Annotated in this window: 24 protein-coding genes and 1 other RNA gene; 3 read left to right on the top strand and 22 right to left on the bottom strand. The window is 34.2% G+C overall.

Annotated features, from left to right (window positions below):
* Positions 1-58 precede the first annotated feature (58 nt).
* Positions 59-412: a YmaF family protein gene (locus tag B7R67_RS09645; protein WP_088069939.1), complete on the top strand. Its 354-nt coding sequence runs from the start codon at positions 59-61 to the stop codon at positions 410-412.
* A 240-nt stretch (positions 413-652) separates the two neighbouring features.
* On the opposite strand, the gene B7R67_RS09640 is transcribed toward B7R67_RS09645, so the two are convergent.
* The 10 genes from B7R67_RS09640 to B7R67_RS09590 form a co-directional block, all read right to left on the bottom strand.
* Entirely contained in the window at positions 653-1054 is a 402-nt protein-coding gene (locus tag B7R67_RS09640; RefSeq protein WP_088069864.1) for a VOC family protein, read from the bottom strand.
* Positions 1055-1072: 18 nt separating this feature from the next.
* On the bottom strand, positions 1073-1621 hold the full coding sequence (locus tag B7R67_RS09635; protein ID WP_088069862.1) for an NADPH-dependent FMN reductase: 549 nt from the start codon (positions 1619-1621) through the stop codon (positions 1073-1075).
* A 169-nt stretch (positions 1622-1790) separates the two neighbouring features.
* Positions 1791-2723 (bottom strand): ketopantoate reductase family protein, encoded by a 933-nt coding sequence (locus tag B7R67_RS09630; RefSeq protein WP_088069860.1) that lies wholly within the window; start codon positions 2721-2723, stop codon positions 1791-1793.
* A gap of 58 nt (positions 2724-2781) precedes the next feature.
* Positions 2782-3429, bottom strand: a complete 648-nt coding sequence (locus tag B7R67_RS09625; RefSeq protein ID WP_088069858.1) for a response regulator transcription factor — start codon at positions 3427-3429, stop codon at positions 2782-2784.
* A gap of 16 nt (positions 3430-3445) precedes the next feature.
* On the bottom strand, positions 3446-4567 hold the full coding sequence (locus B7R67_RS09620; RefSeq protein ID WP_407920389.1) for a GAF domain-containing sensor histidine kinase: 1122 nt from the start codon (positions 4565-4567) through the stop codon (positions 3446-3448).
* The gene (locus tag B7R67_RS09615; RefSeq protein ID WP_088069935.1) at positions 4567-4947 is read right to left on the bottom strand and encodes an SRPBCC family protein; all 381 of its coding nucleotides are present in this window, start codon (positions 4945-4947) and stop codon (positions 4567-4569) included. Before B7R67_RS09615 ends, B7R67_RS09620 begins: the two co-directional genes overlap by 1 nt.
* A gap of 86 nt (positions 4948-5033) precedes the next feature.
* Positions 5034-5576: a GNAT family N-acetyltransferase gene (locus B7R67_RS09610; RefSeq protein WP_088069857.1), complete on the bottom strand. Its 543-nt coding sequence runs from the start codon at positions 5574-5576 to the stop codon at positions 5034-5036.
* Positions 5577-5666: 90 nt separating this feature from the next.
* Positions 5667-6650, bottom strand: coding sequence for a GNAT family N-acetyltransferase (locus B7R67_RS09605; protein ID WP_088069855.1), 984 nt, complete (start codon positions 6648-6650; stop codon positions 5667-5669).
* A gap of 138 nt (positions 6651-6788) precedes the next feature.
* On the bottom strand, positions 6789-7157 hold the full coding sequence (locus B7R67_RS09600) for a VOC family protein (RefSeq protein ID WP_088069853.1): 369 nt from the start codon (positions 7155-7157) through the stop codon (positions 6789-6791).
* 1072 nt (positions 7158-8229) lie between these two features.
* Positions 8230-8844, bottom strand: coding sequence for a TetR/AcrR family transcriptional regulator (locus B7R67_RS09590; protein WP_088069849.1), 615 nt, complete (start codon positions 8842-8844; stop codon positions 8230-8232).
* Between the two features lie 120 nt (positions 8845-8964).
* Between B7R67_RS09590 and B7R67_RS09585 the strand changes: the two genes are divergently transcribed.
* Positions 8965-11211, top strand: a complete 2247-nt coding sequence (locus B7R67_RS09585) for an MMPL family transporter (protein ID WP_088069847.1) — start codon at positions 8965-8967, stop codon at positions 11209-11211.
* A 101-nt stretch (positions 11212-11312) separates the two neighbouring features.
* Here the strand turns inward: B7R67_RS09585 and B7R67_RS09580 are convergent, their stop codons facing one another.
* From B7R67_RS09580 to B7R67_RS09540, 9 genes are all read right to left on the bottom strand, one after another.
* Entirely contained in the window at positions 11313-12401 is a 1089-nt protein-coding gene (locus B7R67_RS09580; RefSeq protein WP_088069845.1) for a HAMP domain-containing sensor histidine kinase, read from the bottom strand.
* The gene (locus B7R67_RS09575) at positions 12398-13084 is read right to left on the bottom strand and encodes a response regulator transcription factor (RefSeq protein WP_088069843.1); all 687 of its coding nucleotides are present in this window, start codon (positions 13082-13084) and stop codon (positions 12398-12400) included. Before B7R67_RS09575 ends, B7R67_RS09580 begins: the two co-directional genes overlap by 4 nt.
* A gap of 26 nt (positions 13085-13110) precedes the next feature.
* Entirely contained in the window at positions 13111-13668 is a 558-nt protein-coding gene (locus B7R67_RS09570; RefSeq protein ID WP_088069841.1) for a class I SAM-dependent methyltransferase, read from the bottom strand.
* A 108-nt stretch (positions 13669-13776) separates the two neighbouring features.
* Positions 13777-14319: a TVP38/TMEM64 family protein gene (locus tag B7R67_RS09565; RefSeq protein ID WP_088069839.1), complete on the bottom strand. Its 543-nt coding sequence runs from the start codon at positions 14317-14319 to the stop codon at positions 13777-13779.
* Positions 14320-15007: 688 nt separating this feature from the next.
* Entirely contained in the window at positions 15008-15880 is an 873-nt protein-coding gene (locus tag B7R67_RS09560; protein WP_158095061.1) for a TVP38/TMEM64 family protein, read from the bottom strand.
* Positions 15881-15928: 48 nt separating this feature from the next.
* Positions 15929-16225 carry a transposase gene (locus tag B7R67_RS09555; protein ID WP_088069835.1) on the bottom strand — a complete coding sequence of 99 codons (297 nt, stop codon included), beginning with the start codon at positions 16223-16225 and terminating at the stop codon, positions 15929-15931.
* Positions 16226-16849: 624 nt separating this feature from the next.
* Entirely contained in the window at positions 16850-17023 is a 174-nt protein-coding gene (locus B7R67_RS09550; RefSeq protein ID WP_025671792.1) for a hypothetical protein, read from the bottom strand.
* 207 nt (positions 17024-17230) lie between these two features.
* Positions 17231-18661: a YfcC family protein gene (locus tag B7R67_RS09545; protein ID WP_088069834.1), complete on the bottom strand. Its 1431-nt coding sequence runs from the start codon at positions 18659-18661 to the stop codon at positions 17231-17233.
* Positions 18662-18807: 146 nt separating this feature from the next.
* Complete coding sequence (locus B7R67_RS09540) at positions 18808-19566, bottom strand: gamma-glutamyl-gamma-aminobutyrate hydrolase family protein (RefSeq protein WP_088069832.1); 759 nt, start codon at positions 19564-19566, stop codon at positions 18808-18810.
* A 320-nt stretch (positions 19567-19886) separates the two neighbouring features.
* On the opposite strand from B7R67_RS09540, the gene B7R67_RS09535 reads away from it, so the two are divergent.
* Complete coding sequence (locus tag B7R67_RS09535; protein ID WP_088069830.1) at positions 19887-21935, top strand: sigma 54-interacting transcriptional regulator; 2049 nt, start codon at positions 19887-19889, stop codon at positions 21933-21935.
* A 230-nt stretch (positions 21936-22165) separates the two neighbouring features.
* On the opposite strand, the gene ssrA is transcribed toward B7R67_RS09535, so the two are convergent.
* The 3 genes from ssrA to rnr form a co-directional block, all read right to left on the bottom strand.
* Positions 22166-22523, bottom strand: a transfer-messenger RNA (tmRNA) gene (ssrA, locus tag B7R67_RS09530).
* 217 nt (positions 22524-22740) lie between these two features.
* A complete protein-coding gene (gene smpB / locus B7R67_RS09525) occupies positions 22741-23208 on the bottom strand; it encodes an SsrA-binding protein SmpB (protein WP_088069828.1) in 468 nt (155 codons plus the stop codon).
* A 120-nt stretch (positions 23209-23328) separates the two neighbouring features.
* Positions 23329-25764, bottom strand: a complete 2436-nt coding sequence (rnr, locus tag B7R67_RS09520) for a ribonuclease R (RefSeq protein WP_088069826.1) — start codon at positions 25762-25764, stop codon at positions 23329-23331.
* Between the last annotated feature and the right edge of the window lie 70 nt (positions 25765-25834).

Raw genomic sequence — 25834 nt, 5'->3', positions numbered from 1 at the left:
TGTTTTGAAAAGAGACCCATTCGAATATCGAAGAAGAAGAAAAGAGTCACGCGAGGAAATTGAGCCAAACGAAGAAAGAGTGTCAAACGAAGAGACAGAAAAACCTCAAACACATGTACATGAATTTGTAGCTAGTACAAAATTGGCAGAAGAAGGTGAAGATCGACATAATCATCGTTTTGCTGGTGTAACAAGTGAAGTAATTCCAAAAGGACGACATAGTCACGTACATCGAATAACAGTAAATACAGATTTTTTAGACCACCATCATGAGGTAATAATTGAAACCGGCCCCCCTATTCCTGTTGGAAATGGTAAGCATGTTCATTTTGTTAAAGGAATGACTACGATCATCGATAATCATGAGCATGAACTAGAATTCGCCACTTTAATAGATAGACCACTAGTCTAATGACCTTTAAAATCCATTTATGTATATTCCAATTAAATTAATATACATAAACACAATACAAAAAAAGTTCCATAAACTAGATACCCAGACTGATTGAAAACGTTTGTCTTTCAGGCGCGAAGACTGACGAGGAGCGGAGTTACCATTAGTCAGTAATGAGCACCGCAGGCAGACGAAGCAACGAAGAAAGCGAGCGTTTTTCAACAGTCTAAAAGGACCTTCCATTAGGGAGGCCCTTTTTTACTTACCCTTCAATCCCTCAGTATTCATCAAAACAACCCTCCATCCATCTGGATCTTCAAAGGTAATACTCTTTCCAAGCCAGTATGGATTTTCGGGTTCAACTTCATGATAACCCATTCGATTTAATCTATTTTTAATCAGCTCAATTTCATTTGCATCAGGTAAATAAAATACATGAAGATTATCCTTCGTTGGAGCAGGACAAGGACTTCCATCAATATGTTGAGTAAACTCAAGATGATATTCAACATCGGGTAATCCGAACATAATCCCGTCGTAACCATCATGATTATGAAATCCACCCACTTGTTTTAATCCAAGTCCTTCACCGTAAAACTTACTTATTTCAGTTAGTTGATCTGTCGGTCTTGCAATTCTAAACTGAACCCAGTTTTTCATTGTAATCACCTTCACTTTTTAATAATTTGATGCAGCCCATTCTTCGTTTAGCTTTTTGGATAGTTGTGTATAAAGCTTTAATTCTTGAATTAATCCATCTACTAAAAAGGATGCGTTTTCTCCTAGCCCAGTACCTTCTGAAACAAAGTCTGAAGGATCAATTACAACTTGCTTTGATAGCACATTAGCGTATAATGCTCTTAAAACAATTCTCATATTGTTTAAAGCATTAATTCCTCCTTTTCCTCCTCCAGAAACAGCCAATATTGCAACTGGTTTATCTTTAAAATGCTTGCTTCCTAAGAAATCAAAAGCATTTTTTAAAGCTCCGCTCATCCCACCATGGTATTCAGGTGTGGACACAATAATTGCATCCGCATTTTCCATTTGTAATCTTAATTTTTGTATATTAACATTTTCGTTTTGTTCTTCTTGTCCATTGAAGATAGGCAATACTAATTCACTTAAATCGATTTTTTTTAGATTATATTTTTTAGAAATGATTGAAGTTAATTTTCCTGTGCGACCTTCCTTTCTTGGACTTCCGTTGATCATTACAATATTCATTTTTCCCACTCCTTTTTATTTGTACTTTTAGTATAGTCAAATGGTAAAGTGCAAACTTCAGTCGTATGGTAGAACTTTTCTACTCGATTTGGTGTAGTTGAAAAATAAAAAAATCTACAACTAAAGTTGTAGATTAAATTCAGGACCACAGTTACTCTAAGAATCCCTTTTATCTATTTAACTGATCTTGTTGTATCTTCTGATAGACTTTAATATTTTGATAAACCATTTCAAGCAATTTTGCAGGGATATCCTTTTTCTTTGCAATTTCAAGTAAGTATCCTTGCAAATGTTCTCCCTCTACTAGTGAATTTTTTTCCATATCTCTTTGTAATGAGGATTTCATATCATATCCAATTGCATCGATTGCTATCATATGTTCATCAATAATACTGTCGGATAATGGTGCTTTCTGAGAGATCATAATGTTAGCACATTCTTCGAACAATTGACGGATAAGAGCTCTTCCACCTTCACTTTCCCTAATTGGCCCAATAGGGGCGCGCATTAGGGATGTTACACCAGACATAACGGTAATAAACAAATATTTGTGCCACATATCACGTTCAATTTGTTTACTAAGGACAAAATCCGCTTTTGTGCCATCAAATGCATCAGCAATTCTTCTAATACGATCAGTTTCTTTTCCAAGAAATTCACCAAATACAAGTCTAGCTGCTTTACTTGTTTGAACAACTTCTCCAACTTCATTTAATGTTGTTTCGATAAAACATAGTCCACCTAAAATCTTATTTTCACCAAAGGCATTTTTTAATGCATCTAGATGGGCAATTCCGTTCAATAGGGGCAAAATAACTGTTTGTTCACCTACGAACGGTTTAACATCCTTTATCGCATCACTTAAGTGATATGACTTCGTTGAGAATAGAACAAGATCAAAAACTTCAGCAGTGTCATTAGTCGTTAGTAGGTTCGGTTGAAAAGTAAAATCTCCATTTACACTACGAATAACTAAGCCGTGTTCATCTAGTTGTCTTTTCCGATTAGTCCGTACTAAAAACGTAACATCTTCTCCCTTTTCTACTAAACGACCTCCAAAGTAGCCGCCAACTCCTCCAGCTCCTAATACGAGAATTCTCATCAAACTCTTCCTTTCTATCATTTAGTTGAAATCTAATCTGAAGCCTAACAAAAAAATGTTATTCAGCTATTTTGTTTCGAATTGCATACAGCGCTAGTTGAGTTCGATCTTGAAGTTGAGTCTTTGCTAATATATTTGAAACATGCGTTTTTACAGTTTTTTCAGTAATAAATAAAGCAGAAGCAATTTCTTTGTTACTTTTCCCTTTTGTAATTTCCCTCAACACATCAATCTCACGTTTTGTTAACTTATCCTGTAATGGTTGTTCCTGTTTTACTTCGGTTTTTCTAGTTAAAGCAGAAACAAGTTGAGTTGTTACTTTGGAATGGTACTGATTTTCCCCATCATAAATTTTACGAATTGCCGAAACTAGCTCATCTGGATCACTATCTTTTAAATAGTAGCCTACAGCCCCCGCTTCAATAGCAGGTAAAATGTGATCTTGATCATAGAAACTAGTTAGAATCATTACTTTAACAGCCAGTCCCTCATTTTTAATTCGTGATGTGGCTTCAATTCCATCTATAATTGGCATTGATAAATCCATGATGACAATATCTGGTTTTAGTTCTTTAATTAAGTTTATTGCCTCTTCACCATTCGAAGCTTCTCCAATAACCTCGATGTCTTCTTGCGTATTTAGAAAAAAAATCAGTCCTCTTCTAACTACATGATGATCATCGGCAATTAATATTTTAATAGACATAGATTGTTTCTCCTTCTTAAAAAGGAATACTCGTCGTAATTTTAGTTCCTTTGTTTAACTCACTTTCAACTAAAAACGATCCTTTTATCGATTCGACTCTTTCCTTCATACTTTTCAAACCTAACGTAGGAATTTGTACATCTTTCGGACAAACAAACCCTATACCATTATCCCGAATCGTCATTTTCACCTTTTTTGTACTGATTGTTAATTGGATATAAATATTATTTTGCCCTGAGTGTTTTCTGCAGTTATTAAATGCTTCCTGCCCTACACGCCATAAGGTTTCTTCTATTTTGGCTGGCAAGATAGAAGTACCCTTTACACTACTATGTACATTTAATCCTAACATTTCTCCGTAATTAATTAATGCGCCTACAATACCTTTTTCGATTCCCTGAGGTCTCAATTGCCAAATCAAGGCTTTCATTTCTGCTTGAGCTTCCTGCGCAATTTGTTGAATCTGATTAAATGTATCTTTTACCTTCTGATTATCTGAAACATTCATTCCGGCCTTTGCCGTTACATTAATAGAAAACAATAATTGGCTCACAGAATCGTGTAAGTCCTTGGCAAGTCGATTTCTTTCTTGAATTACTTCTATTTCTTTTACCTTTTCAGTTAATTGAATTCGTTTAATTGCTGTTCCAATTTGTAACGCAACTGCACCTAATAAATTCAATTCCTCCTGGTCAAATTTTAATTTATTAGAGGCAGCAACATTTAATAAACCAAAGGATTCTTCACCCGCTTGTAGTGGAACAGTCGCGTGGTGAGTGACATTATTTGTTTCTCCCCAATTATGAATAATTGAATCTTCTAACCTTTTACATTCCATTATGTTCGATGCTTTATTTAGCCGGCCAGTATTGTACTTATCTACACACCAACAATCTCCACAGTGCATCGGTTTTGCTTCCTTATTCATAAGGGCAGGAGGTAATTCGTGCGACGCAGCTAAATCAAAATTCCCATTTTTATCGATTAGAAAAATCCAACCCGTATCTAACCCCGTCACCTGAATTAGTTTAGCCAAAGCACAATTTAGGGTACTGTTTAAGTCAGTACCCTCATTTAATATTTCAGCGATCTCCTTTAATACTTGTAGCTCTAGAAGAAAAGGCTCTTTTTTCATCATTAAGCTAATTCCTTCATACGTCTGTCCAGCTGTTCAAGTACCATTGGCCACGCTTGCTCATGTTGGTCTCTTGCTAACTCATCAGGAAACCCTGCATGGGTAAGCTTAATAACAGCTAAACCATTTTCATTTGTAGAAAATTCTACAGTTACAACAGTTTCAGCTTTTGAACCTGAAGTAAACCAAGTAATCTCTACAAGTTGATTATGCTCAAGCTTTAAAAAGCGACCATAATGAGGATGACGCTTTTCTTCGAAATGTGTTTCAAAGAAAAAAACTGAATTAACCTCTGCTTTCATAATGACTGAGCCTGGCGCTGCAAACCAGTCACCAAATCTTTTTGTCCATGCCTCATATAACACATCTAATGATGATTCCATCGCTCTCTCTACCGTTAAACGATGAGGTCTTTTAGATAAATCTAGATAGCTAATAATATTCACTTTTATACCTCCAAACTATTTCTTTATTCATTTTCGTTAATAATTGCTAATACTTGGTGGTCTTCCCACTTTCCATTAATTCGAACGTTTTTCTTTGCAATCCCTTCTTTATGAAAGCCTGCCTTCTCTAATACTCGTATTGAGCCAATGTTATGCGGCATTACACCTGCTTCGATTCGGTGTAATTTTAATTCATTGAATGCAAATTCTACAATTAACTTTACAGCTTCAGTTGTATATCCTTTTCCATTTTGCTGTTCATCTAAAGAATAACCAACAAAACAACTTTGTAAATCTCCTCTTAAAACTTCAGATAGCATGATATTGCCAATTAGAGCATCCGTTTCCTTTAAAAAGATACCAAACCCATAGTATAAATCATTTTCACTTTTCTCTTTATTATTCCTTATTCGTTCCTGTTGAGCCTCAATCGTGTAGTAACTTTCTTCTTTTATATATGTAAAGGGTTTAAAAAACACTCTATTCCGAACTTCATATTCCAAAACCTCGCCAGCGTCAACAGCTTCTAGCAGTCTTAAATACACATTATTACCAACTAATTTCATCTTTCTACTCCTTTTTTAAGAGCCTGATCAAAGGACTAAGACATTCTATTTGAATTCTCTTATCGAATGCTTTTTTCCTTTCCTTCTCTTCTAAATTCCTTTTGCCCAAATTATTCTCGGATCAATTTTACGGACCAATCGATAGGCAATCGGTTTGAATCCATTTTTAGGCCAAAATCTTGATGATTCTAAATTTGTCATTCTCCAATCAGTTTCACAATACTGACAGCCCTCTTTCATTGCACTGCCAAGACCATGTTGAAATAAGGCCGTGCTAACGCCCATACCTCGTGCTGATTCGATCGTTGCTCCAACTACTAAACTCGTACAAGAATCAGGTGTAAGCATATTCCCATCTGAAACTTCCGCTGGCATGAATACTTGAAAACCTACAATTTCATTTTGATCGAGTGCTACCCACAAAGTTGTTGCCTCATCATCAATTAATTCTGCATACCCGTCTTGGTAATCTTCTCTATCTTCATTAAATCCCGGTGCAAATACAGGAGACTTTGTTTGGTGTTCCATTATGACAGTTGCTAGTTCACGAATTCGTTTTTCATCATCTTTACTAGCCACTCTGATTTCTAAATTCTTACTATCCATAAGTGGTGAAACGGATATATCGCGGATTCCATGAACTTGTTCGTAGGCAAACCCTAAACGAAACCAGGAATCTAATGTGTATGTATTTCCACTAGGTACCATTACATAATGATTAAAAGAACCATTCTCAATCATTTCCTTTGCAAACTCTGTATATAATTCACGATATAATTCTACATTTATACCTTCTGCTATAGCTGTTCCTGCATATTTAATCCAAGTATGGCGTTCACGATTTTTATCAGTGTGAATCGATCCAATCATATAACCCACTACCCTGGACCCTTCCAGTGCTACAAAACCAAAACCCTTTTCCTTTAACAGTTCTTCAATTGCTTTCTTAGCGTTCTCAACTTTTTCAAATTTAGATGGCAACTCTGGATGAGTTTTTCGGTCATACATATGACGGATAGCCAATAGACTAGCCGCTTCATCTAAGTGTGTATTTTCAAAAGGAATAATCCTCATAACATCCCCCCAGTCTAGCAAAAGCCACAATTCCTTATTAATTAGATAAATTTAAACATCATGTTAAACGTACAATACTAATTTCAATAAAAAGAGCATTACTTCCTGCTTATAAGGAGCAATGCTTTAAAACGATTTTTAATGAAATTCCAAAAATTCTACTCGATTTCCGAATGGATCATTTACAAAAAATCTTGTTCTTCCTTCAATTGGTGGTTCCTCTTTTATCTCCAAGCCAAGTGAAAGTAATCTTTCCCTTAATACCTCAATATTTGTAACAATTAAACCTGGATGGGCTTTTTTAGGAGCTATAAAATCTTCCTGAATACTGATATGGATTTCTTGGTTACCGCAATTGAACCAACAACCACCTCTACCTTTTAAATTTTCAGGCTTTGGTAATTCTTTCATTCCTAATACTCCGCCATAAAATTCTCTAGCTTGATCCTCTCCACCTTTTGGACAAACTAATTGAATATGATCAATTCCTTTGATTTCAAAAGTCATTGATAACACCTCTTCTCTCAAGTTATGTATATAATTAGATACTATATTTTAAGATTAACAGAACATAGGGATAAGAAAAGGTTATTATGTGAACTTTATTTATGATAAAGTTAGTATTTTTTGATGTTCTAATAATATGTTTTGAATAATATTTATAACTCCGTCAAACTCAATTCAATACTTAGATCATCTTTTTATAAGTTTAAACTATTAAATACTAATTTTTAGAAAAATGAATTCAAATCTTAAAAGACATTGCTTTTTTGATTTCGTCGTTTAAACTGATTAATCATTTGTTCTAAGCAAAGAATATTTAAATCGTTTTTTTATGAATACTTTTATTAAACAATAAGTTTATTGGAACGGAAGGATGCTCGACTCCTATGGGAGATGCGGAAAGGCTGAGACCCCGCAGGCAATGCCGAGGAGGCTCAGGTTTCGCCCCATGGAAAGCGAGCATACTGTAGTGGAAATGAACATCATTCAACTTCCTTTACGAAAATTTGGTCATTATTTGACAAGATTATTTTTCAACAGCTTGAAAAAGAAGATTTACGATTACAGTAAATCTTCTTTTTCAGAGTGTTGAAATATATAACGGTCAATATAAAAGATGCTGTTTTTTTGAATTTGTCATTTGTTTAACTGACTAATCATTTGTTCTAAGTAGAGAATATTTAAATCGTTTTTTATGAATACTTTCATTGAACAATAAGTTGATTGGAACGGAAGGGTGCTCGACTCCTATGGGAGATGCGGAAAGGCTGCGACCCCGCAGGCAATGCCGAGGAGGCTCAGGTTTCGCCCCATGGAAAGCGAGCATACTGTAGTGGAAATGAACATCATTCAACTTCCTTTTTTTGTGCTCGACTCCTATGGGAGATGCGGAAAGGCTGCGACCCCGCAGGCAATGCCGAGGAGGCTCAGGTTTCGCCCCATGGAAAGCGAGCATACTGTAGTGGAAATGAACATCATTCAACTTCCTTTACGAAAATTTGGTCATTATTTGACAAGATTATTTTTCAACAGCTTGAAAAAGAAGATTTACGATTACAGTAAATCTTCTTTTTATTTAAACATCCAAACCATTCCAAAAGAATTGAATGATTTGTTCAGCCATTTCTTCAATTGAAAATAACGATTTTTGATCTGCATCTCTATTATTTCCTACCGTTAAAATTGCAAAGAATACTTGTGTATAAAATTTAGCATTCCCTTTAGGAATTTCTCCCTTTTCAATTGCATTGAAGATTGCCTGTTCAATCACGTTATACATCATTTCTTCTGCATCATTTAATTGCTGTATTTGTTCATTAGACAGAGCAACTTTCGCTTCTTTCATAAATGTTTTCATATCAATATCGAATGTTGCTTTCAAATGTACTTTCACTATTTCAAATAGATTTTCTTTTAACGATTTATCGTTTGAAAGAATCTCAGCAATTCGATTACTGATCCTTACCATCATTTGAATCATGGCATCCGTAAAAAGATCTGCTTTTGTTGGATAATAATAATAAACGGTTGCTTTTGTCACATTGCATCTTTTGGCTACATCATCCATTGAAACTAATTGGTAACCATGGTGAATAAACAATTGAACTGCATTCTCAATTATTAAAGTTTTTGTAGGTTTTTTTTTCGTATCCTGTGGTGGTCTTCCAAGAGGGCGATTCATTTGTTCCAAGTTGCTCTCTCCTAACTTTATAATTATTTACAGTATATCATATTAAAAGTTCTTGATTAATTAACTAACCAGTATATATAATTATGGTGAATTAATACATTGCAAAGAGGTGAAAGTTATATGAAACAACACCCTTTTTATTCATGGGGTAAATTTGTCAGTAACAAAAAATCGAGATGGGTTACATTGCTAGTTTGGGTTTTATTAACGGTTGTTTTATCTTTTGCTTTTCCATCCGTAAATAAAGTCGAAAATAATCAGGCTCAGAACTTGCCTAACACTTCTATGTCTCAAAAGGCAGATCGACTAATCAAAAAAGAGTTTCCAAGTGATTCGGGAAATCCTTTATTAATTGTATGGAATCGTAAAGAAGGATTAAATCCTACTGATTACCAAAACATACAAAATCTATATAAAGAACTAAAAAACAATCCGTTAAATAACCAATTAACTTTACCTTCTTTTGATTTAATGCCACTTCAAGCACTCGCTCAAGGAGCATCAAAAGATGGTACAACAATCATAACCCCTGTTCTATTTGATAAAAAAGCAGGTGACGAAGTTCTTCAAGAAAATATTAAAAAATTAAAGAGACTAATTAATAACCAGATAGATCATTCGCCAATAGACCGTAAATTAACTGATTCTGGACTGCATGTTCGTTTTTCTGGTCCAGTGGGTATTCAAACAGATGCTGTTAGTTTATTTTCTCAAGCAGACATTAAACTTTTAATCTCAACTGTTGTCCTTGTACTTGTTTTCTTAATTATTTTATATCGCTCACCAATTATGGCACTTGTCCCATTAATTGTAGTTGGTTTTTCTTATGGGGTGATTAGTCCTTTATTAGGAATACTAGGCGATAAAGGGATAATAACGGTTGACGCTCAAGCCGTTTCAATTATGACAGTTCTTTTATTTGGAGCTGGGACTGATTATTGTTTATTTTTAATTTCCAGATACAGGGAGTTTTTACTAAAAGAAGAAGATAAATATAAAGCTCTGCAAATGGCTATGAAAGAGTCAAGTGGTGCTATTACGATGAGTGCATTAACGGTTGTAATCGGACTTGGTACGTTATTATTAGCCCATTATGGCGCATTCCATCGATTTGCAGTACCATTTAGTTTTGCTGTACTCATTATGGGTATAGCTGCGATAACAATTCTTCCTGCAATACTTGCAATTTTAGGTAGAGTATCATTTTATCCATTTATTCCTAGAACAAAAAAAATGGATGCAGAAAGAGCAATGAAAAAAGTAAAACCTTTGAAGAAAAAACAATCAAGAATTAATATTAACCAAAAAATTGGTAAACTCGTTACACGTAAACCATGGACAATTATACTAGTTTCTATATTCCTTTTAGGAGGACTTGCACTATTTGTGCCACGCGTACAGTATACGTATGATCTATTACAATCATTTCCTAAGGATATGCCATCAAGAGAAGGATTTGATCTAATATCAAAACACTACTCTTCTGGTTTACTGGCACCAGTTAAAGTGGTAGTTGATACAGAGAACAAAAATATTCCAGTCAAAAAAGAATTAGAATCACTACCTTATGTTAAGGAAGTAACTGAACCAATTGCGGGTAAATATAAGAATACACTACAACTATACGAAGTTTCTTTAGTTGATAACCCCTATTCAATTAAAGGTATGAACCGAATACCTCAATTAGAAAATAAAATAAAAAATTTATTGAATCAATACGAAATAAAAGATGTCCAAAAACATTATTGGATTGGTGGAGAAACCGTCACTAATTTAGATACAAAAAATACAACTGAACGAGATCAATCGATTATTATACCGGTAATGATTGGTTTAATCGCATTACTATTATTAACTTATCTTCGTTCAATTACGGCGATGATATACCTAATTCTTACCGTCATCCTATCTTATTTTTCAGCATTAGGTGCAGGATGGCTCATTCTACACTATGGTCTTGGTGCTACTGCTATTCAAGGATCAATACCTTTATACTCTTTTGTGTTTTTAGTGGCATTAGGAGAAGACTACAATATATTTATGGTCTCAGAAATTTGGAAAAATAGAAAAAAACAAAATCATCAAGACGCTGTATCTAACGGGGTGGCGAAAACGGGAGCTGTTATTTCATCTGCAGGTTTGATTTTGGCAGGAACATTCCTTGTTTTAGCAACCTTACCAATTCAAGTATTAGTACAATTTGGCATTGTTACTTGTGTCGGAGTATTAATTGACACATTCATTGTTCGACCTCTTCTAGTACCTGCAATTACGACTGTATTAGGAAGATTTGCATACTGGCCTGGTGCACTTTGGAAAACCGATATAGAAAACTCGAAGATCGGCGAGTCTTTAGGCGAAGACTGAGGCTTCGTGGTAAAGCACAAGGGATGAGTGGGCGTTGATTTAATTAGTAGTAGAATAAATAAAAGAGTCGTTAGTAAAACGACTCTTTTATTTTTTATGTATCATTGTATTTTTTTGTTTAATTTCACAAAAAAAGTTATCCATCCATCCTTTAGTTCGACCCAAATACTTCCTTTGTGCAGTTCAACAATTCGTTTAGAGATAGCAAGTCCTAATCCTGCACTTCCCTCACTTTTTCTTGATTGATCTTCACGATAAAATTTTTCAAATAACCGCTCAAGATTCTCCTCTTTAATATTCGCTCCCTCATTTGATATCGAAAATAACACTTCATTTTCTTTTTGAATTAAACTTACTTTAATGATTGAAGGTTTAACACTATACTTCAAGGCATTTATAAATAAGTTATCAAACACTCTCACCATTTTTTCAACGTCAATAGGAATATAAATATCTTCAGCGATTATTTCCTTTTTAATTTCTAATCCTTCTTTTTGAAAAATAGGTATATTCTCACCAATGATTTGTTCCATCAATTGACTTAGGTCAATTCTTTGTTTCGATAATAAAATATCTGGGCTCGATAACTTGGTAAATTCAAAAAGTTCATTTATTAAATTCTTTAAATCATTTGATTTTATATAAATTGTATTCAAGTAATCATTCAATTCGTTCTCATTTTTGTATTCCTTTTTTCTTAATAAATCCGTGTACCCTAATATAGAAGTTAGAGGCGTTCTTAAATCATGAGAAACACTTGTTATCAGTTCATTTTTTATTTTTTCCAATTGGCGCTCATATTTAAATTTTCTTTCCAGTTCTTTTGACATCGAATTAATATTCATACTTAATTGTGTTAATTCATCTTTCCCTTTCAAATCAATTACGATGCCTAAATTACCTTGCGAGATTAAATGCACGGTATTTGAAATTTGTTTTAAATAGATTATTTTGTTTCTAATTAATAATAGAAAACTAATGATGAAACTTAAAATGATCATTATAAAGTTCGGTATAATAACCAGATTATATTGTAATGTATTAACATTATTTTGATGACTTAAAATATAGGGCTGTATAAACACTGTTGATATGATAATTGAAAAGATTAATGACACTCCAAAACTAATTGCGATTGCGATTAATAACTTGAAACTAATTCGTTGCCAATTATAAAATAATTTATTCATACTTTGTACCCAATACCCCAAACGGTTTTAATATAGATTGGATGTTTAGGATCGTCTTCTATTTTGTCTCGTATATTTGTAATATGAACCATTACCGTATTATCTGACTTTAAAAAGTCCTCTTTCCAGATTGCCTCAAAAATCTTACTAACGCTTAGTACTATACCTTTGTTACGCACTAGTAACTCTAAAATCTCAAATTCTTTAGGCGTTAATCTTTTTTCTTCATTTCTAACCCAAACTTGGCGAGTTTCAGAATTCAGTTGCAAGTCCCCAACTTCTACGATTGATTCATCATTTTTTTGAACATGATTATATTTTTTATATCTCCTTAATTGAGATTTTACTCTTGCAATTAATTCAAGGGGATTAAAAGGCTTTGTAAGATAATCATCTGCACCTGAACTTAATCCCTGTATTTTATCCAGATCTTCAGACTTTGCAGAAATCATTATAATCGGCAATGTCTTTTCTTCACGTATCTTTATACATGCTTCGATCCCATTTAACCCTGGAAGCATAATGTCTAATATAATTAAATCAAAATCCTCATGCTGTAATAATGCTAGAGCTTCTTCCGCATTACTCACTAATGAAGTAGTATACCCTTCGTTTTCAAGGTAAATAGAGATCAGTTTTTTTATATTTTCATCGTCGTCTACAACCAGTATTTTACTTATCATTTGGCTAATTCCTTCCAAGTATTTCGTTAATTATAGCAACTTAAAACATATGCAGGGGGTAAATTTCTATATTCCCTTTTTATCTTCATATTTTTAAAATAGGTATTGATAAATTTCATTTTTCTCTGTGTATATTGAAACGTAACGAATTTACCTGAATCAGATAGAACTCTTTTTGTATTAAATAAAATCATGTTGGATACATTGATTGGTAAACTAGCAAAAGGAAGTCCCGAGATGACATAGTCTACTTGGGCAATACCCATTTCTTCCAAATATTTCACTATGTTTTCTGCGCTACCATTAATAATAAACACATTACGTTTATCTCTATATTTTTTCTTTAAATGATTATAAAAATCTTGGTTTTTTTCAATTAAAATGATTTTTGTTTTGTCCATTTTTTTCTCAAGTAATTTTTCAGTAAAAACGCCGGTGCCAGGACCGTATTCTACGATTGTATTAGCTGTCCTAAAATTAATATCATCTAGCATTTTTTCTGCAAGAAATGATGAGCTAGGCATTATTGCGCCTACAGTTCGCGGTTTTAATATATATTGAAATAGGAATAATAAATTTTTCATTAACTTTTCCTCCAAAAAAAGATTTTTTTTAAGATACGCTTATCTTAAAATGTATATCTGAAGAAATAGTCACTAAAATTCTTAAGAATTATAAAGATTTTAGCATAATTAATAAAAATGCACATAAGAGCCTAGTAATACATACCATAGTGCGTAGCATGCGTTACTTAATAAGACAATCAAAATAAACGGTTTGTATTTCATTCCTGATGCTGATGAAATTAAACAAGCTGCATCTGTTGGACAAGTTGGAACTGCACCTAATATAAACAACATCCAATATTGATTCTTCTTTAATCTTTGACCTACTTTTGGATGTTTGTTTAGAAAACTTTTATACCATTCCGACTTATTTATTTTTTTTCCAATAAGATAGATGATACTTTCAGTGACAAACATTGAACAAACAGAAATGAGAAGTACAATCCACGGATTAAATAGGAATACCCCTATCATTAAAAATAATGAACTAGGTATCATCAAGATTAATCGAAAAGCAAAAATAACAAAATATAATAACATAGCATACTCTTGTTTATTTGTAATAAAATGAATTAGTTCATTTTTTGAAAAAGGAATGATCCCAAGAAAATACAAACAAGTTAATAAAATGAACCAACTACTGATTAAAGCTATTAGACGATATTTCAATATTTTTTCCTCATTTCATCATTTTTAACAAATCCTTAAATATGAACATTCCTATTTTTTATTATTTTTATTAATATTTCTAAAGTGTTTTTATAAATAATTCTTAAGAAATAATAAAGAATTTTAAAAATGTGCCCGTTACAACTTAAACTGCAACACGTTAAAGTAAAAAAATAGGAGCTGAATAGCTCCTATTTTTCACGCTGTTGAAAAATAATCTTGTCAAATTAATTGCTAGACTTTCGTAAAGGAAGTTGAGTGATGTTCATTTCCACTACAGTATGCTCGCTTTCCATGGGGCGAAACCTGAGCCTCCTCGGCATTGCCTGCGGGGTCTCAGCCTTTCCGCATCTCCCATAGGAGTCGAGCATCCTTCCGTTCCAATAAACTTATTGTTCAATAAAAAGTATTCATAAAAATAACGATTTAAATATTCTTTGCTTAGAACAAATGATTAATCAGTTTAAACGACGAATTCAAAAAAGCATCGTCTTTTAAGATTTATATATTTCTGTGTGTAGACAAAGTCCTATTTATCTGATTTTCAGACTGATTGAAACGCTTGTCTTTCGAGCGCGAAGCCTGGCGAGGAGCGGAGTTACCCTTTGTAATGAGTACCGCTCAGCAGGCGAAGCAACGAAGAAAGCGAGCGTTTGGCAGGCAGTCTGAAATAGGAGGTGAATAGCTCCTATTTTTCATTGGTAGTTAATTTTCTTTTCTTTTTAATAAAGGATGCAATTAAAAATCCTGTTAAAACGATTATTGAAATTAATATCATGATTTGATTTGTTGATAATGACAATAATTCCCGGAGTTTTATAGAGTAGGCAATTAGGAAAGAGGTTATTAATTTAGAGATTCCAACAATAAATAGATATTTTTTTGCCTTAACTTCAGAAATTCCCGCTCCGACACTAACTATTTCATCAGGCAATATTGGAATGATTAAAAGAATTGTCATAAAAAGCGTCTCATTTTTTTTTACATACTCATTATACTTTGAAAGATGCTTTGTTTTTATAAATCGGTTAACGACCTTTAAGCCTCCATATCTAGCTAAAAAAAACATTGTTGCATTACCTAAAAATATTCCTACAAAATCAATAATAAAACCGTAAAACGAACCAAATACTGCACTTGCAGCTAGAACTGTTATCGCTTCAGGAATAGGCAAAGCAATTGGATGAAAAAAACAAATAAAAAAATAAATCCACTTCGCAACTTTAACATTTTTTCTAAAAAGTCCTTCAAAACCATAATAGTTTGTGATCACCAGAATATTGGATACATAATAAATTAAGAAAATAATAGATATGACTAACAAGTTATAAAATACAAGGATACGTGTCAACTTTAAAAACTCTTCACTTTTATTAAAAAAAGCGGTCACTGCGAAAATAATAACGGTCGCTGTTTGAAAAAGGCAGATCATCCTGAATTGATATAGTAAAGTATCAAGAGAAGTTGTTAAGATGATTAATGGTATGAAGCTGACAACTAGCTGAAGTCCTAGCCTTACATATCTCCAATTTGTATATTTAATTCTAGGGATAATGTCCATAACATTCTCCTTATAGAAAGTCATATTTTTAAGCAAATAAATTACATTTTATATTTTCAAAAACTGCTTAATAAAAAGTCTAATCAATTCGTATAGCCCATATATCCCTAAATATGAACCTGCTAGAATAAAATAGAAATTTAGGAAAACAGCATGTATATTTGTCATAAAAACTTCATGATAGATGATGATCTCAGCAATAGAAAATGCAGCGATAAATCCAAAAACTACATAAGCAACTATTGCAATAAAATGAAAGATTAAACCAAAAACTTGTTTAAATTTAACTAATATATTCATCATGATCGGAACAGCAATGATGGTAAGGAGTATTAAAATTTTCAAAATAGATCCTTTCTGTTAATTGATTTTAAAAAGTAAAAGTTAAGTGATGTTAATTTCCACTACAGTATGCTCGCTTTCCATGGGGCGAAACCTGAGCCTCCTCGGCAAGCCTGCGGGGTCTCAGCCTTTCCGCATCTCCCATAGGAGTCGAGCACCCTTTCGTTCCAATCAATTTATTCTTCAATAAAAGTATTCATTAAAAACTATTTAAAATTAATCAGTTTAAACAACAAATTTAAAAAAAGCATCGTCTTTTAAGATTTGAATTCATTTTTCTTAAAATTAGTATTTATTATCTTAAACTTATGAAAAAGATCCAAGTATTGCTAAAAAATATTAACATTTTATATTCATTAATAGATTAGCAAGCATTATACTTTATCAAAAATAATGTTCACTTAATGACTTTTTTAAAATTGACCGTTATATACATCTTCAGTGTGTAGACAAAGTCATATTTCTGATTTTCAGACTGATTGAAAACGCTTGTCTTTCGAGGCACAAAGCCTGGCAGGAAGCGGAGTTACCTTATACGGTAATGAGCACCAAAGGCAGGCGAAGTAACAAAGAAAGCGAGCGTTTGTCAACAGTCTGGAGAGAGTATTTTACAACACTCTCCTTTTCTTAACTCCGATGTTCAACTAAGTCAATTGCCCCTAATACAATATGGGCTAAACCAAAGCCAAAAACAGTATTAGCAATCATTTTGTTTGTACCACGTTTTTGCTTTAAAGCGTAACCAGTAGCAGTAACAGCAGAACCTAAAACCGTTGGAATTAAACCTTCACGAATATTCATAAAAAGTTTCCCTCCTCATCGAAGTATTAGGTGAAAGATTCACCATAATATTATTGTTAACATTTGAGATTCTACTATGTAAATTTTCTTATCTAATTTATGACTCAAAAATTTTATTTAAAGAGGAAATAACAAACGAGCCTTACTACAGAAATTGTAGTAAGGCTCTGGTCATTATTATAAAACTTTCATTATACAGTTCTTACCTCAAAATGGACCATAATTGATAAAATGAGCAATTATAACCGCTATTAAACCGATTGTGTATTCAATTAGAATCAAAGGGAGAATCCACTTTGCCCACTTTGTCCAGGAAATTCCTGCTATTGCCAAACCAGCCATTAACGTACCACCTGTCGGAAAAATAATATTTCCAATACCATCTGCGAATGAAAAAGATAATACTGCTGTTTGGCGTGTAATGTGTAATAAATCTGCAAGCGGTGCCATAATCGGCATCGTCAACATCGCATGACCACTACCTGATGATAAAATGAAATGAATAGCCGCTTGGAAGTTGTACATTCCGACAACACTTAAAAAAGGAGGAATATGTTTCATTCCTTCCGATACTTGGTGAAGGAGGGGATCTATAATATGACCTTGATTCAATACGACCAGGATAGCGCGCGATACACCAATGATTAAAGCTCCGCTGACTAAAGACGCCGATCCCTGTGTAAAAGATTCTACGGTATCTTCAATCGATATCTTGCCAAGGATTGCAATTACGATCGTTAAAATAATAAATAGTGATGCAATTTCTGTTATATACCATTCATACTTAATAACACCGAAAACAAGAACAACATAATTAATAAAAAATGCTGTTAATATCCATTTATGTCTTGTTGTTAACTCTACTTTCGCTGTTAGTAGGGTATCTGATTTATGTGTATTGAATTTCCCGAAAACTCCAGTTGATGGATTTCTCTTTACTTTCATAGCATGACGATAGACAAATGTAACAGCTATAAGATACAAGATTACGAATAAAACCAGGCGGAAACCCATCCCAGAGTACATCGGAAGACCTGCTATTCCTTGGGCCATCCCGACTGTAAACGGATTCATAATTGCGGTTGTAAATCCGACGGAAGCTCCTATCAATACCATCGCAGTTCCCGTTATCGTATCAAATCCAAGTGCAAGAGCCAATGGTATAAACAGCGGTACATAAGCCAAAGTTTCCTCAGCCATCCCCATTAATGATCCTCCAAGTCCAAAGAATAACATAATAATAGGAATCATCAATTTTTCACGGTTAGCTAGATTTTTTGCCATGGTTGAAACAAGAGCCTCAACCGTGCCCGATGCCTTTAATACACCAAAAAATCCTCCGATAATTAGCACAAAAAAGATAATATTAGCCGCTTCCACCATCCCTGTAGGAATAGCTTTTACCATATCAAAGAATCCAAGCGGTGCTGATGCAATCCACTTGAATGAATTTGGAATTACTGTTGTATGCCCGTTTTTTTCAATCTGTGCATATTCACCAGCTGGCACTATATGTGTAATAAAAGTTGCAATGACTAAAAAGACAAGTAACAGTGCAAATACGTTTATTTTCCATTCTCTTTTTACCTTTTTTTCTCCTGACTTGACTGAAATTACTTTTTCTGACATTTGACTCATATACCGATCCCCTTTTCAATAAATTTTTGACAACTGATAGTCTGGTTACCTCATTTGCCGAGCTTACCAGACTGTCATATTACAAATAGCCCTTTATTTCTTTAAGAGGTAACTACAATGCCATCGATTCTATTACTTATAACACTCTAGGTTCTAACTACCCTTTTACTAGTTACGTTAACAAAATGGTTAAATAAACGCTGCTGTAGAACATCCCTTTCTGCCATCATTTCAGGATGCCATTGGACAGCTGTTACATAATGATGAGCTTTGGATTCAATGGCCTCTATCACACCATCAAATGAATAAGCACTCACTTCAAAATCTCTTCCCAGCGTTTTCACTGCTTGATGATGAAAAGAATTAACCATTAAGGATTTTTGGCCAATAGCGTCATAAATTTTTCCACCTTCAAGAAGATTGATCGAATGGGAGCCTTGCCATTTACGAAATTGTTCCCGAACATGGAAATGTTCAGGGCCCATCTCTTGTTCTAAGTCTTGATAAAGAGACCCACCAGATGCAACATTCAACACCTGTAATCCTCGACAGATTCCTAGAATAGGAATATCTCTTTCTAAAGCTTGCCTTGCCAGGTTTAATTCAAAGTTATCTCGCTCTTCCTCTACAGTGCCTAAATACGCTTTAGGTGTATCACCGTAATAAAGTGGATTGATATCCGCCCCACCAGCCAATAACAATCCATCTAATTGATTAAGTGTGGTTTCGATTTGATCAGCTTCTTCGATTGGAAGTAGTACAACCGTTGCATCCGCTCGTTGAAGTGAACGAATGTAGTCATAAGAAAAGATAGCCATATCTTGACCGGGCAGCCCACGTAAGCCTTCCTTTCCAATCTCACTATGGTCAACATAATATCCGGTAACGCCAATTAGTGGTTTCATTTACTCTCACCTCATCTATTCATTGTTTTTCTCTGTTTGATTTTCTATTTTTAACCTCCTCCTTTTTAAACAAATGGTAAAGAAGCGAATAGGTGGATTATTACTCTACTAATTTCATTATTTCTTTACACGCATTTACAAAAGCAAGTATCGTGCCAATATTAAAATTTGAATGATTATTTACATTCTTTTAAATATTCCAGTGTTTTCCCAGTGCTTGTCATGCCCATATGGATTATAATTGGTTATTATCTGGTTAATAAATAACCAAATTGATCAACCAACTTTAGACCAATAAAATCCAACTAAAGAGGTGTTCTATGACCAAATTTGAAAACAATCACGTTGTATTGATTACCGTTTTAAAAGAAACACGAAAAGCTCTGCATCAACAACTAGCAGAGATGGTAAGTGATCTTTTAGATATCGAAAGTTTTTCTGTAGAAGAAAGGATCCCAAAAGTATTTCATTCGACATTAATCGTTTTACCTAATAAATTTACGATTGAATCGGTCAAAGACTTTATTGGGGAGAATTGCGAAATAATCATTGCAAAACGAACATTAAATTATGAGAACGTGGATCAACTTTTATTTTTGCCTGAAGGAACACAAGCCCTATATGTGAATGATAATCATGAAACAGTATATGAATCGATTGAAACCATGCGTCAATTAGGACTGAACCATATTGAATATATCCCATATTATCCAGGAAAAACTAACATACAAATGATCAAGCTTGCAATCACACCTGGCGAACTTGAAATTATTCCGAACTTTGTAGAAAAAGTGATTAATATTGGTCATAGACTAATCGATATTACTACGATCATGTCCATTCTGGAGCGGTTCCATTTAATGGAGGAATACGGTAACCATGTTTCTGAAAGGTATTATCGAAAAATAGTCGATTTAACGAAGAATCTTGCTAAAGCTCATCGACAACTTCATCAAGTTATTGATGGCGTTGGTGACGGCATACTAGCTATTGATTATAATGGAAGGATTGTTGTTTTTAATGAGTTTCTGGAAAATATGCTAAAAATAGAAAACAACAAAGCGATCGGCCGTCCTATTGACTCCATTATTGATAATATTGATTTGGTAAATTTTATCCTTTCAACTAGTCAACAAGAAAGCGGTATTTTTGTTGTAAACGGCTTGGACATGATAGTAGAACGTCTGCATATAAATGATCAATCAATTATTGTTACTTTTAGAAATGCCCTTAAGACCATAGGATTTGAACGTAAATTAAGAAAAGAATTTGTTAAAAAAGGTTACGTAGCAAAATACAACTTTCCTGATATCGTCGGGATTAGCTCTTCCATCCAGGAAACAAAACAAATTGCCAAAAGGTTAGCAAAGAATGATTTAACTGTATTAATTGAAGGTGAAAGTGGTACTGGGAAAGAGTTGTTTGCAAGTGCCATTCATAATGCTTCTTTTCGAAATAGCGGCCCTTTTCTTGCCGTTAACTTTAGTGCTTTATCGGATGATTTAGTAGAGAGTGAACTATTTGGTTATGAGGACGGAGCATTTACCGGAGCAAAAAAGGGTGGAAAAATAGGATTATTTGAACAAGCAAATGGTGGCACTATTTTTTTAGATGAGATTGGAGATATTAGTCTTAAACTTCAAGCACGACTACTTCGAGTTTTGCAGGAAAAAGAAATCATGCGTGTAGGTGGAAGTCAAATTATCCCAATAGACGTTCGAATTATCGCAGCAACCAATAAGAACCTCCTTAAAATGATTCAGGAAAATCTTTTTAGAGAAGACTTATACCATAGACTTAAGGTACTCTTTATCCACCTTCCCGAATTAAGGGTTCGTCGAAATGACATTGAAATATTGGCTAAACATTTTGTTGCCCTATCGGACCGAAAAGTCAAAATTGAAAATGAATTAATTGAAGAACTTCAAGGATATCCATGGTATGGAAATGTAAGAGAACTAAAAAACACCATCGATTATATGCTTGCCGTCCGTACTGGAAACCAACTAACGAAAAATGATTTACCTAATCAACATTTTTTTCAAAAACCTCCTCATAGGAAAACAAATAGCGACCCAATCGAGAGTATACCGTCCTTTTATTCAGGTTCAAGTACTCTTGATGAAGAATCACTTTTCATCCTTAGCCTCATCATGAATTATGAGGAACAAGGAAAAATGATCGGAAGAAGGATTATTTCTGAAAAGAGTCAAGAAATCGCAATAAAATTATCTGAAGCACAGGTTAGACACCGGTTGAATTCCCTAAAAATTAGAGGGTATTTGCAAACAAAAAGAGGCAGGGCAGGAATTAATCTAACAAGCAAGGGACGGGAAATTTTAAACACAATCTTAGAACGTAGCCTTTGATTACTTATTATCAATGCTGTACAATTTTAAGTTTCCTTAAAGGGAAAGTCCATGCTTCAAGTTTGGCTATTTAGCTACATTTGATTAAAATTTTAATCCTCAAAAGATATAGCTTTAAGAATTCGAATGAATCCTCTTTTGCTACAAACAAAAAGAACCGTAAGTTTGCTGGAATGGCAAGTTTACGGTTCTTATCATAACAAATAAAAAAACCACCAAACAGTATGTATTGGTGGAGACGGTGGGAGTCGAACCCACGTCCAAGAATATCGGCACTTAAGCTTCTACGAGCGTAGTCAATATATTAGAATTTCGCATACCATTCAGCCCATTGACAGGCTTCCTGATAGCTAGTCTGATTAATCTCTTCCATTCCCCTCAGACGGCGAGGTCCGGCGTAGCCCACTAATAAGTGAACCCCTCTAAGCTATGCACATGGGCGATACATAGGAGGAGCCTTTAGTGCAATTAAGCAGCTAAAGAGAAATTGTTGTTTTTGCCAGTTATTGGCTTTTGCGTTTTAACGAGGCCGACCCCTCGACTCGCAACTTAAGCTCGAACTACCCCTGTCGAATCCGTAACGTCCCCATATAAAATGCTCACATAACTTATTCAGATATGTTCGCTATGAGTGACTTACGAAGCATAAAGCAAAGGCTTCATAATCTATAAAATCTGCACATCGTGCTCATTTATTTTGTAGCTGATTAACTTACAAACTTATTATAGCATATCCGACACAAGTTGCAATTAACAATTGTTTCTAAATGAATAACAGAATTCCAGCGCTTCAACATTTATCCATTTAGATTTTTTGGCGATCGCGGAACGCACGTTCAACTTCACGTTTTGCCTCTTTTTTCTTTAAATCATCACGTTTATCATATTGCTTTTTACCTTTTCCTAAACCAAGTAATAGCTTAGCATAACCGTTTTTTAAATAGACTTTTAAAGGTACAAGCGTATATCCTGTTTCCTTTGTATAGCCAATTAATTTCACAATTTCTCGATTGTGTAACAATAATTTTCTAGTACGTAAAGGTTCATGGTTATAGCGATTTCCTTGTTCATAAGGACTAATATGCATATTATGTAACCACACTTCGCCACCTTGAACACGAGCAAATGAATCCTTTAAGTTAGCTTTTCCAGCACGCAGTGATTTTATTTCAGTACCTTGTAAGACGATACCGGTTTCGTATGTTTCTTCAATAAAGTAATCATGATAAGCTTTTTTATTTTGCGCAATTACTTTCCCTTCACCTTTTGGCATATAGAACACCTCTCTATCTTTACTTATTTTACCATAAACAATGATCATATACTATGTAGCTGACTAATAAGGAAATAAAGCAGTGAACAGTTGTTGACTGTTCACTGCTTTGTTTTTAAATTATCGTTTTTTATTTCCCTTTGCTACTTTTTCATAAAAAGGTTTGTTCTTTTTACTCTTACTTTTACTCTTTGTTGGATTAAAACGATCGTCGCGCTTATTTCTCGATGATCTCCCGCTACGTCCGCTATCTCTCTCGTCGTTTTGAGAAGGACTGTCTCCTCGTCTTCCTCGAGAACGACCACTTCGAGTGTTGTCTCCATTTCGATCAGAAGAACCTCTTCCACGTCCTCCTCGACCTCGGCCACCAGATCCGCCACCCAAGTTCACTGGACCTCGGCCACCGCTTCGACGAGGTTTATTCGATTTCATTCCTACAATTTCAAAATCGATTGCTCGTTCTTCCTTATTAACATTTACAACTCGAACAGAAACTTCATCCCCAATACGGAATACTTTACCTGTTCTTTCTCCGATCATCGCATATGTGCGTTCATCGTAGTTATAGTAGTCATCTGATAAATCGGCAACTCGAACTAAACCTTCGATTGTATTTGGAAGTTCTATAAACATTCCGAAGTTTGTTACAGAACTAATAATCCCATCATACTCCTCACCAATCTTATCAAGCATGAACTCTGCCTTTTTCAAGTCATCAGTTTCTCTTTCAGCTTCAACTGAACGACGTTCCATATTAGATGCATGTTCAGCTATCGCAGGCAATTTATCATCCCACTCACGTTTAGTTGCATCATCCATTTTGCCTTCAATTAAATATTTACGAATTAATCGATGGACAATTAAGTCTGGATAACGGCGAATTGGTGACGTGAAATGAGTATAAAATTCAGCTGCTAAACCAAAATGACCAAGATTATCTGCTTCATACTTCGCTTGTTTCATTGAACGAAGCATTACTGTAGAAATAACAGTTTCTTCAGGCTGACCATGAACCATCTCAAGAACTTGTTGCAATGCTCTCGGGTGAATTTCATTTCCAGCACCTTTTACTGTATAGCCAAACGACGCTATAAATTCAAAAAATCTTTGTAGCTTTTCTTCTTTTGGATCCTCATGCACTCGATACATAAACGGTACATTTAGCCAATGGAAATGTTCAGCAACCGTTTCATTCGCTACAAGCATAAATTCTTCAATTAATTTTTCTGCTGTTGAACGCTCACGTATTACAACATCGGTTGGATGACCATCTTCATCTACAAGTACTTTCGCTTCTTTAAAATCGAAATCAATCGCACCACGAGTCATACGTCGATTACGTAATATTTTAGCTAATCCAGCCATTTCTTCAAACATTGGAACTAGTGGTTCATAGCGTTCACGTAATTCAACATCTTCGTCATCTAATATTTTATTGACATCGCTATATGTCATTCGTTCAGTTGTTTTAATGATACTCTCAAAAATCTCATGCTTAACAACTTCACCTTTTTGATCTATTTCCATGTCACAAGAAAGTGTAAAACGATTTACCTTTGGATTCAGAGAACAAATCCCATTAGATAAGCGATGCGGAATCATCGGGATTACTCGATCTACTAAGTAAATACTAGTTCCACGATCATATGCTTCTTGATCAATCGGTGAATTATCAGTTACATAGTATGATACGTCTGCAATATGTACGCCTAGCTTGTAATTGCCATTTTCAAGTTTTGTTACTGTAACCGCATCATCTAAGTCCTTCGCATCTGCTCCATCGATTGTGACGATTTGTTGATCTCTTAGGTCACGTCGTGTACCGATAGCTGATTCATCAATTTCATCCGGAACTGCATATGCTTGATCCATCACCTCTTTTGGAAATTCTTGAGGTAGGTCAAATTTATGAATAACCGATAAAATATCTACACCTGGATCATTTTTATGACCAAGTATTTGAACAATAATACCCTCTGCATTCTTCCCGTTTTCAGGAAACTGCGTAAGCTCAACGACAACTTTATGTCCTTCTACAGCACCTTGTGAATTGCTCTTTGTAATAAAAATATCACTACCGAAACGTTTATCATCAGGTATCACAAATCCAAAACTTTTCTGTGCTTGGAATGTACCAACCATTTTTGTTTGACCACGCTCAAGAATTTTAACAATTGTTCCTTCTCTTCGTGCATCACTTTTCTCTTTTGTAATACGTGCTAAAACGATGTCTCCGTGAAGAGCTCCATTTAAATCTGACGGCGGAATGAATACATCCTCTGCCCCAGCTTCCTCTGGAATCACGAAAGCAAATCCTTTCGCATGGCCAGTTAATTTACCTCTTACTAAATTTGATTGCTCAGGTAAACTGTATTTATTATTTCGCGAACGTACAATATAACCCTCATCCTCCATAATGACAAGAGTTTTTACTACTTCTCTAAAATCACTAGCTTCAGTTAATTCTAAAGCCTCTTCAATTCCTTGAATATTTAAAGGTTGATAATCATCACTTTTCATTAAAGTTAATAATTTTTCTTTCCATTGTTGATTCATGTATTTCCCTCCTTTTACTTACTTAATTTTTAAAGGGTATTTTATATAAGTTTGTCCAGAAAGAATTATT

This window comes from Gottfriedia luciferensis, assembly GCF_002156865.1.
GTDB classification, from domain to species: Bacteria; Bacillota; Bacilli; order Bacillales; family Bacillaceae_G; genus Gottfriedia; species Gottfriedia luciferensis.
This window is presented reverse-complemented; position numbering and strand designations above follow the sequence as displayed.

Coding starts and splice junctions, on each gene's coding strand:
- B7R67_RS09640 (WP_088069864.1), bottom strand. CDS start 1,054: ATGAAAAACTGGGTTCAGTTTAGAATTGCAAGACCGACAGATCAACTA.
- B7R67_RS09635 (WP_088069862.1), bottom strand. CDS start 1,621: ATGAATATTGTAATGATCAACGGAAGTCCAAGAAAGGAAGGTCGCACA.
- B7R67_RS09630 (WP_088069860.1), bottom strand. CDS start 2,723: ATGAGAATTCTCGTATTAGGAGCTGGAGGAGTTGGCGGCTACTTTGGA.
- B7R67_RS09625 (WP_088069858.1), bottom strand. CDS start 3,429: ATGTCTATTAAAATATTAATTGCCGATGATCATCATGTAGTTAGAAGA.
- B7R67_RS09620 (WP_407920389.1), bottom strand. CDS start 4,567: ATGATGAAAAAAGAGCCTTTTCTTCTAGAGCTACAAGTATTAAAGGAG.
- B7R67_RS09615 (WP_088069935.1), bottom strand. CDS start 4,947: ATGGAATCATCATTAGATGTGTTATATGAGGCATGGACAAAAAGATTT.
- B7R67_RS09610 (WP_088069857.1), bottom strand. CDS start 5,576: ATGAAATTAGTTGGTAATAATGTGTATTTAAGACTGCTAGAAGCTGTT.
- B7R67_RS09605 (WP_088069855.1), bottom strand. CDS start 6,650: ATGAGGATTATTCCTTTTGAAAATACACACTTAGATGAAGCGGCTAGT.
- B7R67_RS09600 (WP_088069853.1), bottom strand. CDS start 7,157: ATGACTTTTGAAATCAAAGGAATTGATCATATTCAATTAGTTTGTCCA.
- B7R67_RS09585 (WP_088069847.1), top strand. CDS start 8,965: ATGAAACAACACCCTTTTTATTCATGGGGTAAATTTGTCAGTAACAAA.
- B7R67_RS09580 (WP_088069845.1), bottom strand. CDS start 12,401: ATGAATAAATTATTTTATAATTGGCAACGAATTAGTTTCAAGTTATTA.
- B7R67_RS09575 (WP_088069843.1), bottom strand. CDS start 13,084: ATGATAAGTAAAATACTGGTTGTAGACGACGATGAAAATATAAAAAAA.
- B7R67_RS09570 (WP_088069841.1), bottom strand. CDS start 13,668: ATGAAAAATTTATTATTCCTATTTCAATATATATTAAAACCGCGAACT.
- B7R67_RS09560 (WP_158095061.1), bottom strand. CDS start 15,880: ATGGACATTATCCCTAGAATTAAATATACAAATTGGAGATATGTAAGG.
- B7R67_RS09550 (WP_025671792.1), bottom strand. CDS start 17,023: ATGAATATTCGTGAAGGTTTAATTCCAACGGTTTTAGGTTCTGCTGTT.
- B7R67_RS09545 (WP_088069834.1), bottom strand. CDS start 18,661: ATGAGTCAAATGTCAGAAAAAGTAATTTCAGTCAAGTCAGGAGAAAAA.
- B7R67_RS09540 (WP_088069832.1), bottom strand. CDS start 19,566: ATGAAACCACTAATTGGCGTTACCGGATATTATGTTGACCATAGTGAG.
- B7R67_RS09535 (WP_088069830.1), top strand. CDS start 19,887: ATGACCAAATTTGAAAACAATCACGTTGTATTGATTACCGTTTTAAAA.
- smpB (WP_088069828.1), bottom strand. CDS start 23,208: ATGCCAAAAGGTGAAGGGAAAGTAATTGCGCAAAATAAAAAAGCTTAT.
- rnr (WP_088069826.1), bottom strand. CDS start 25,764: ATGAATCAACAATGGAAAGAAAAATTATTAACTTTAATGAAAAGTGAT.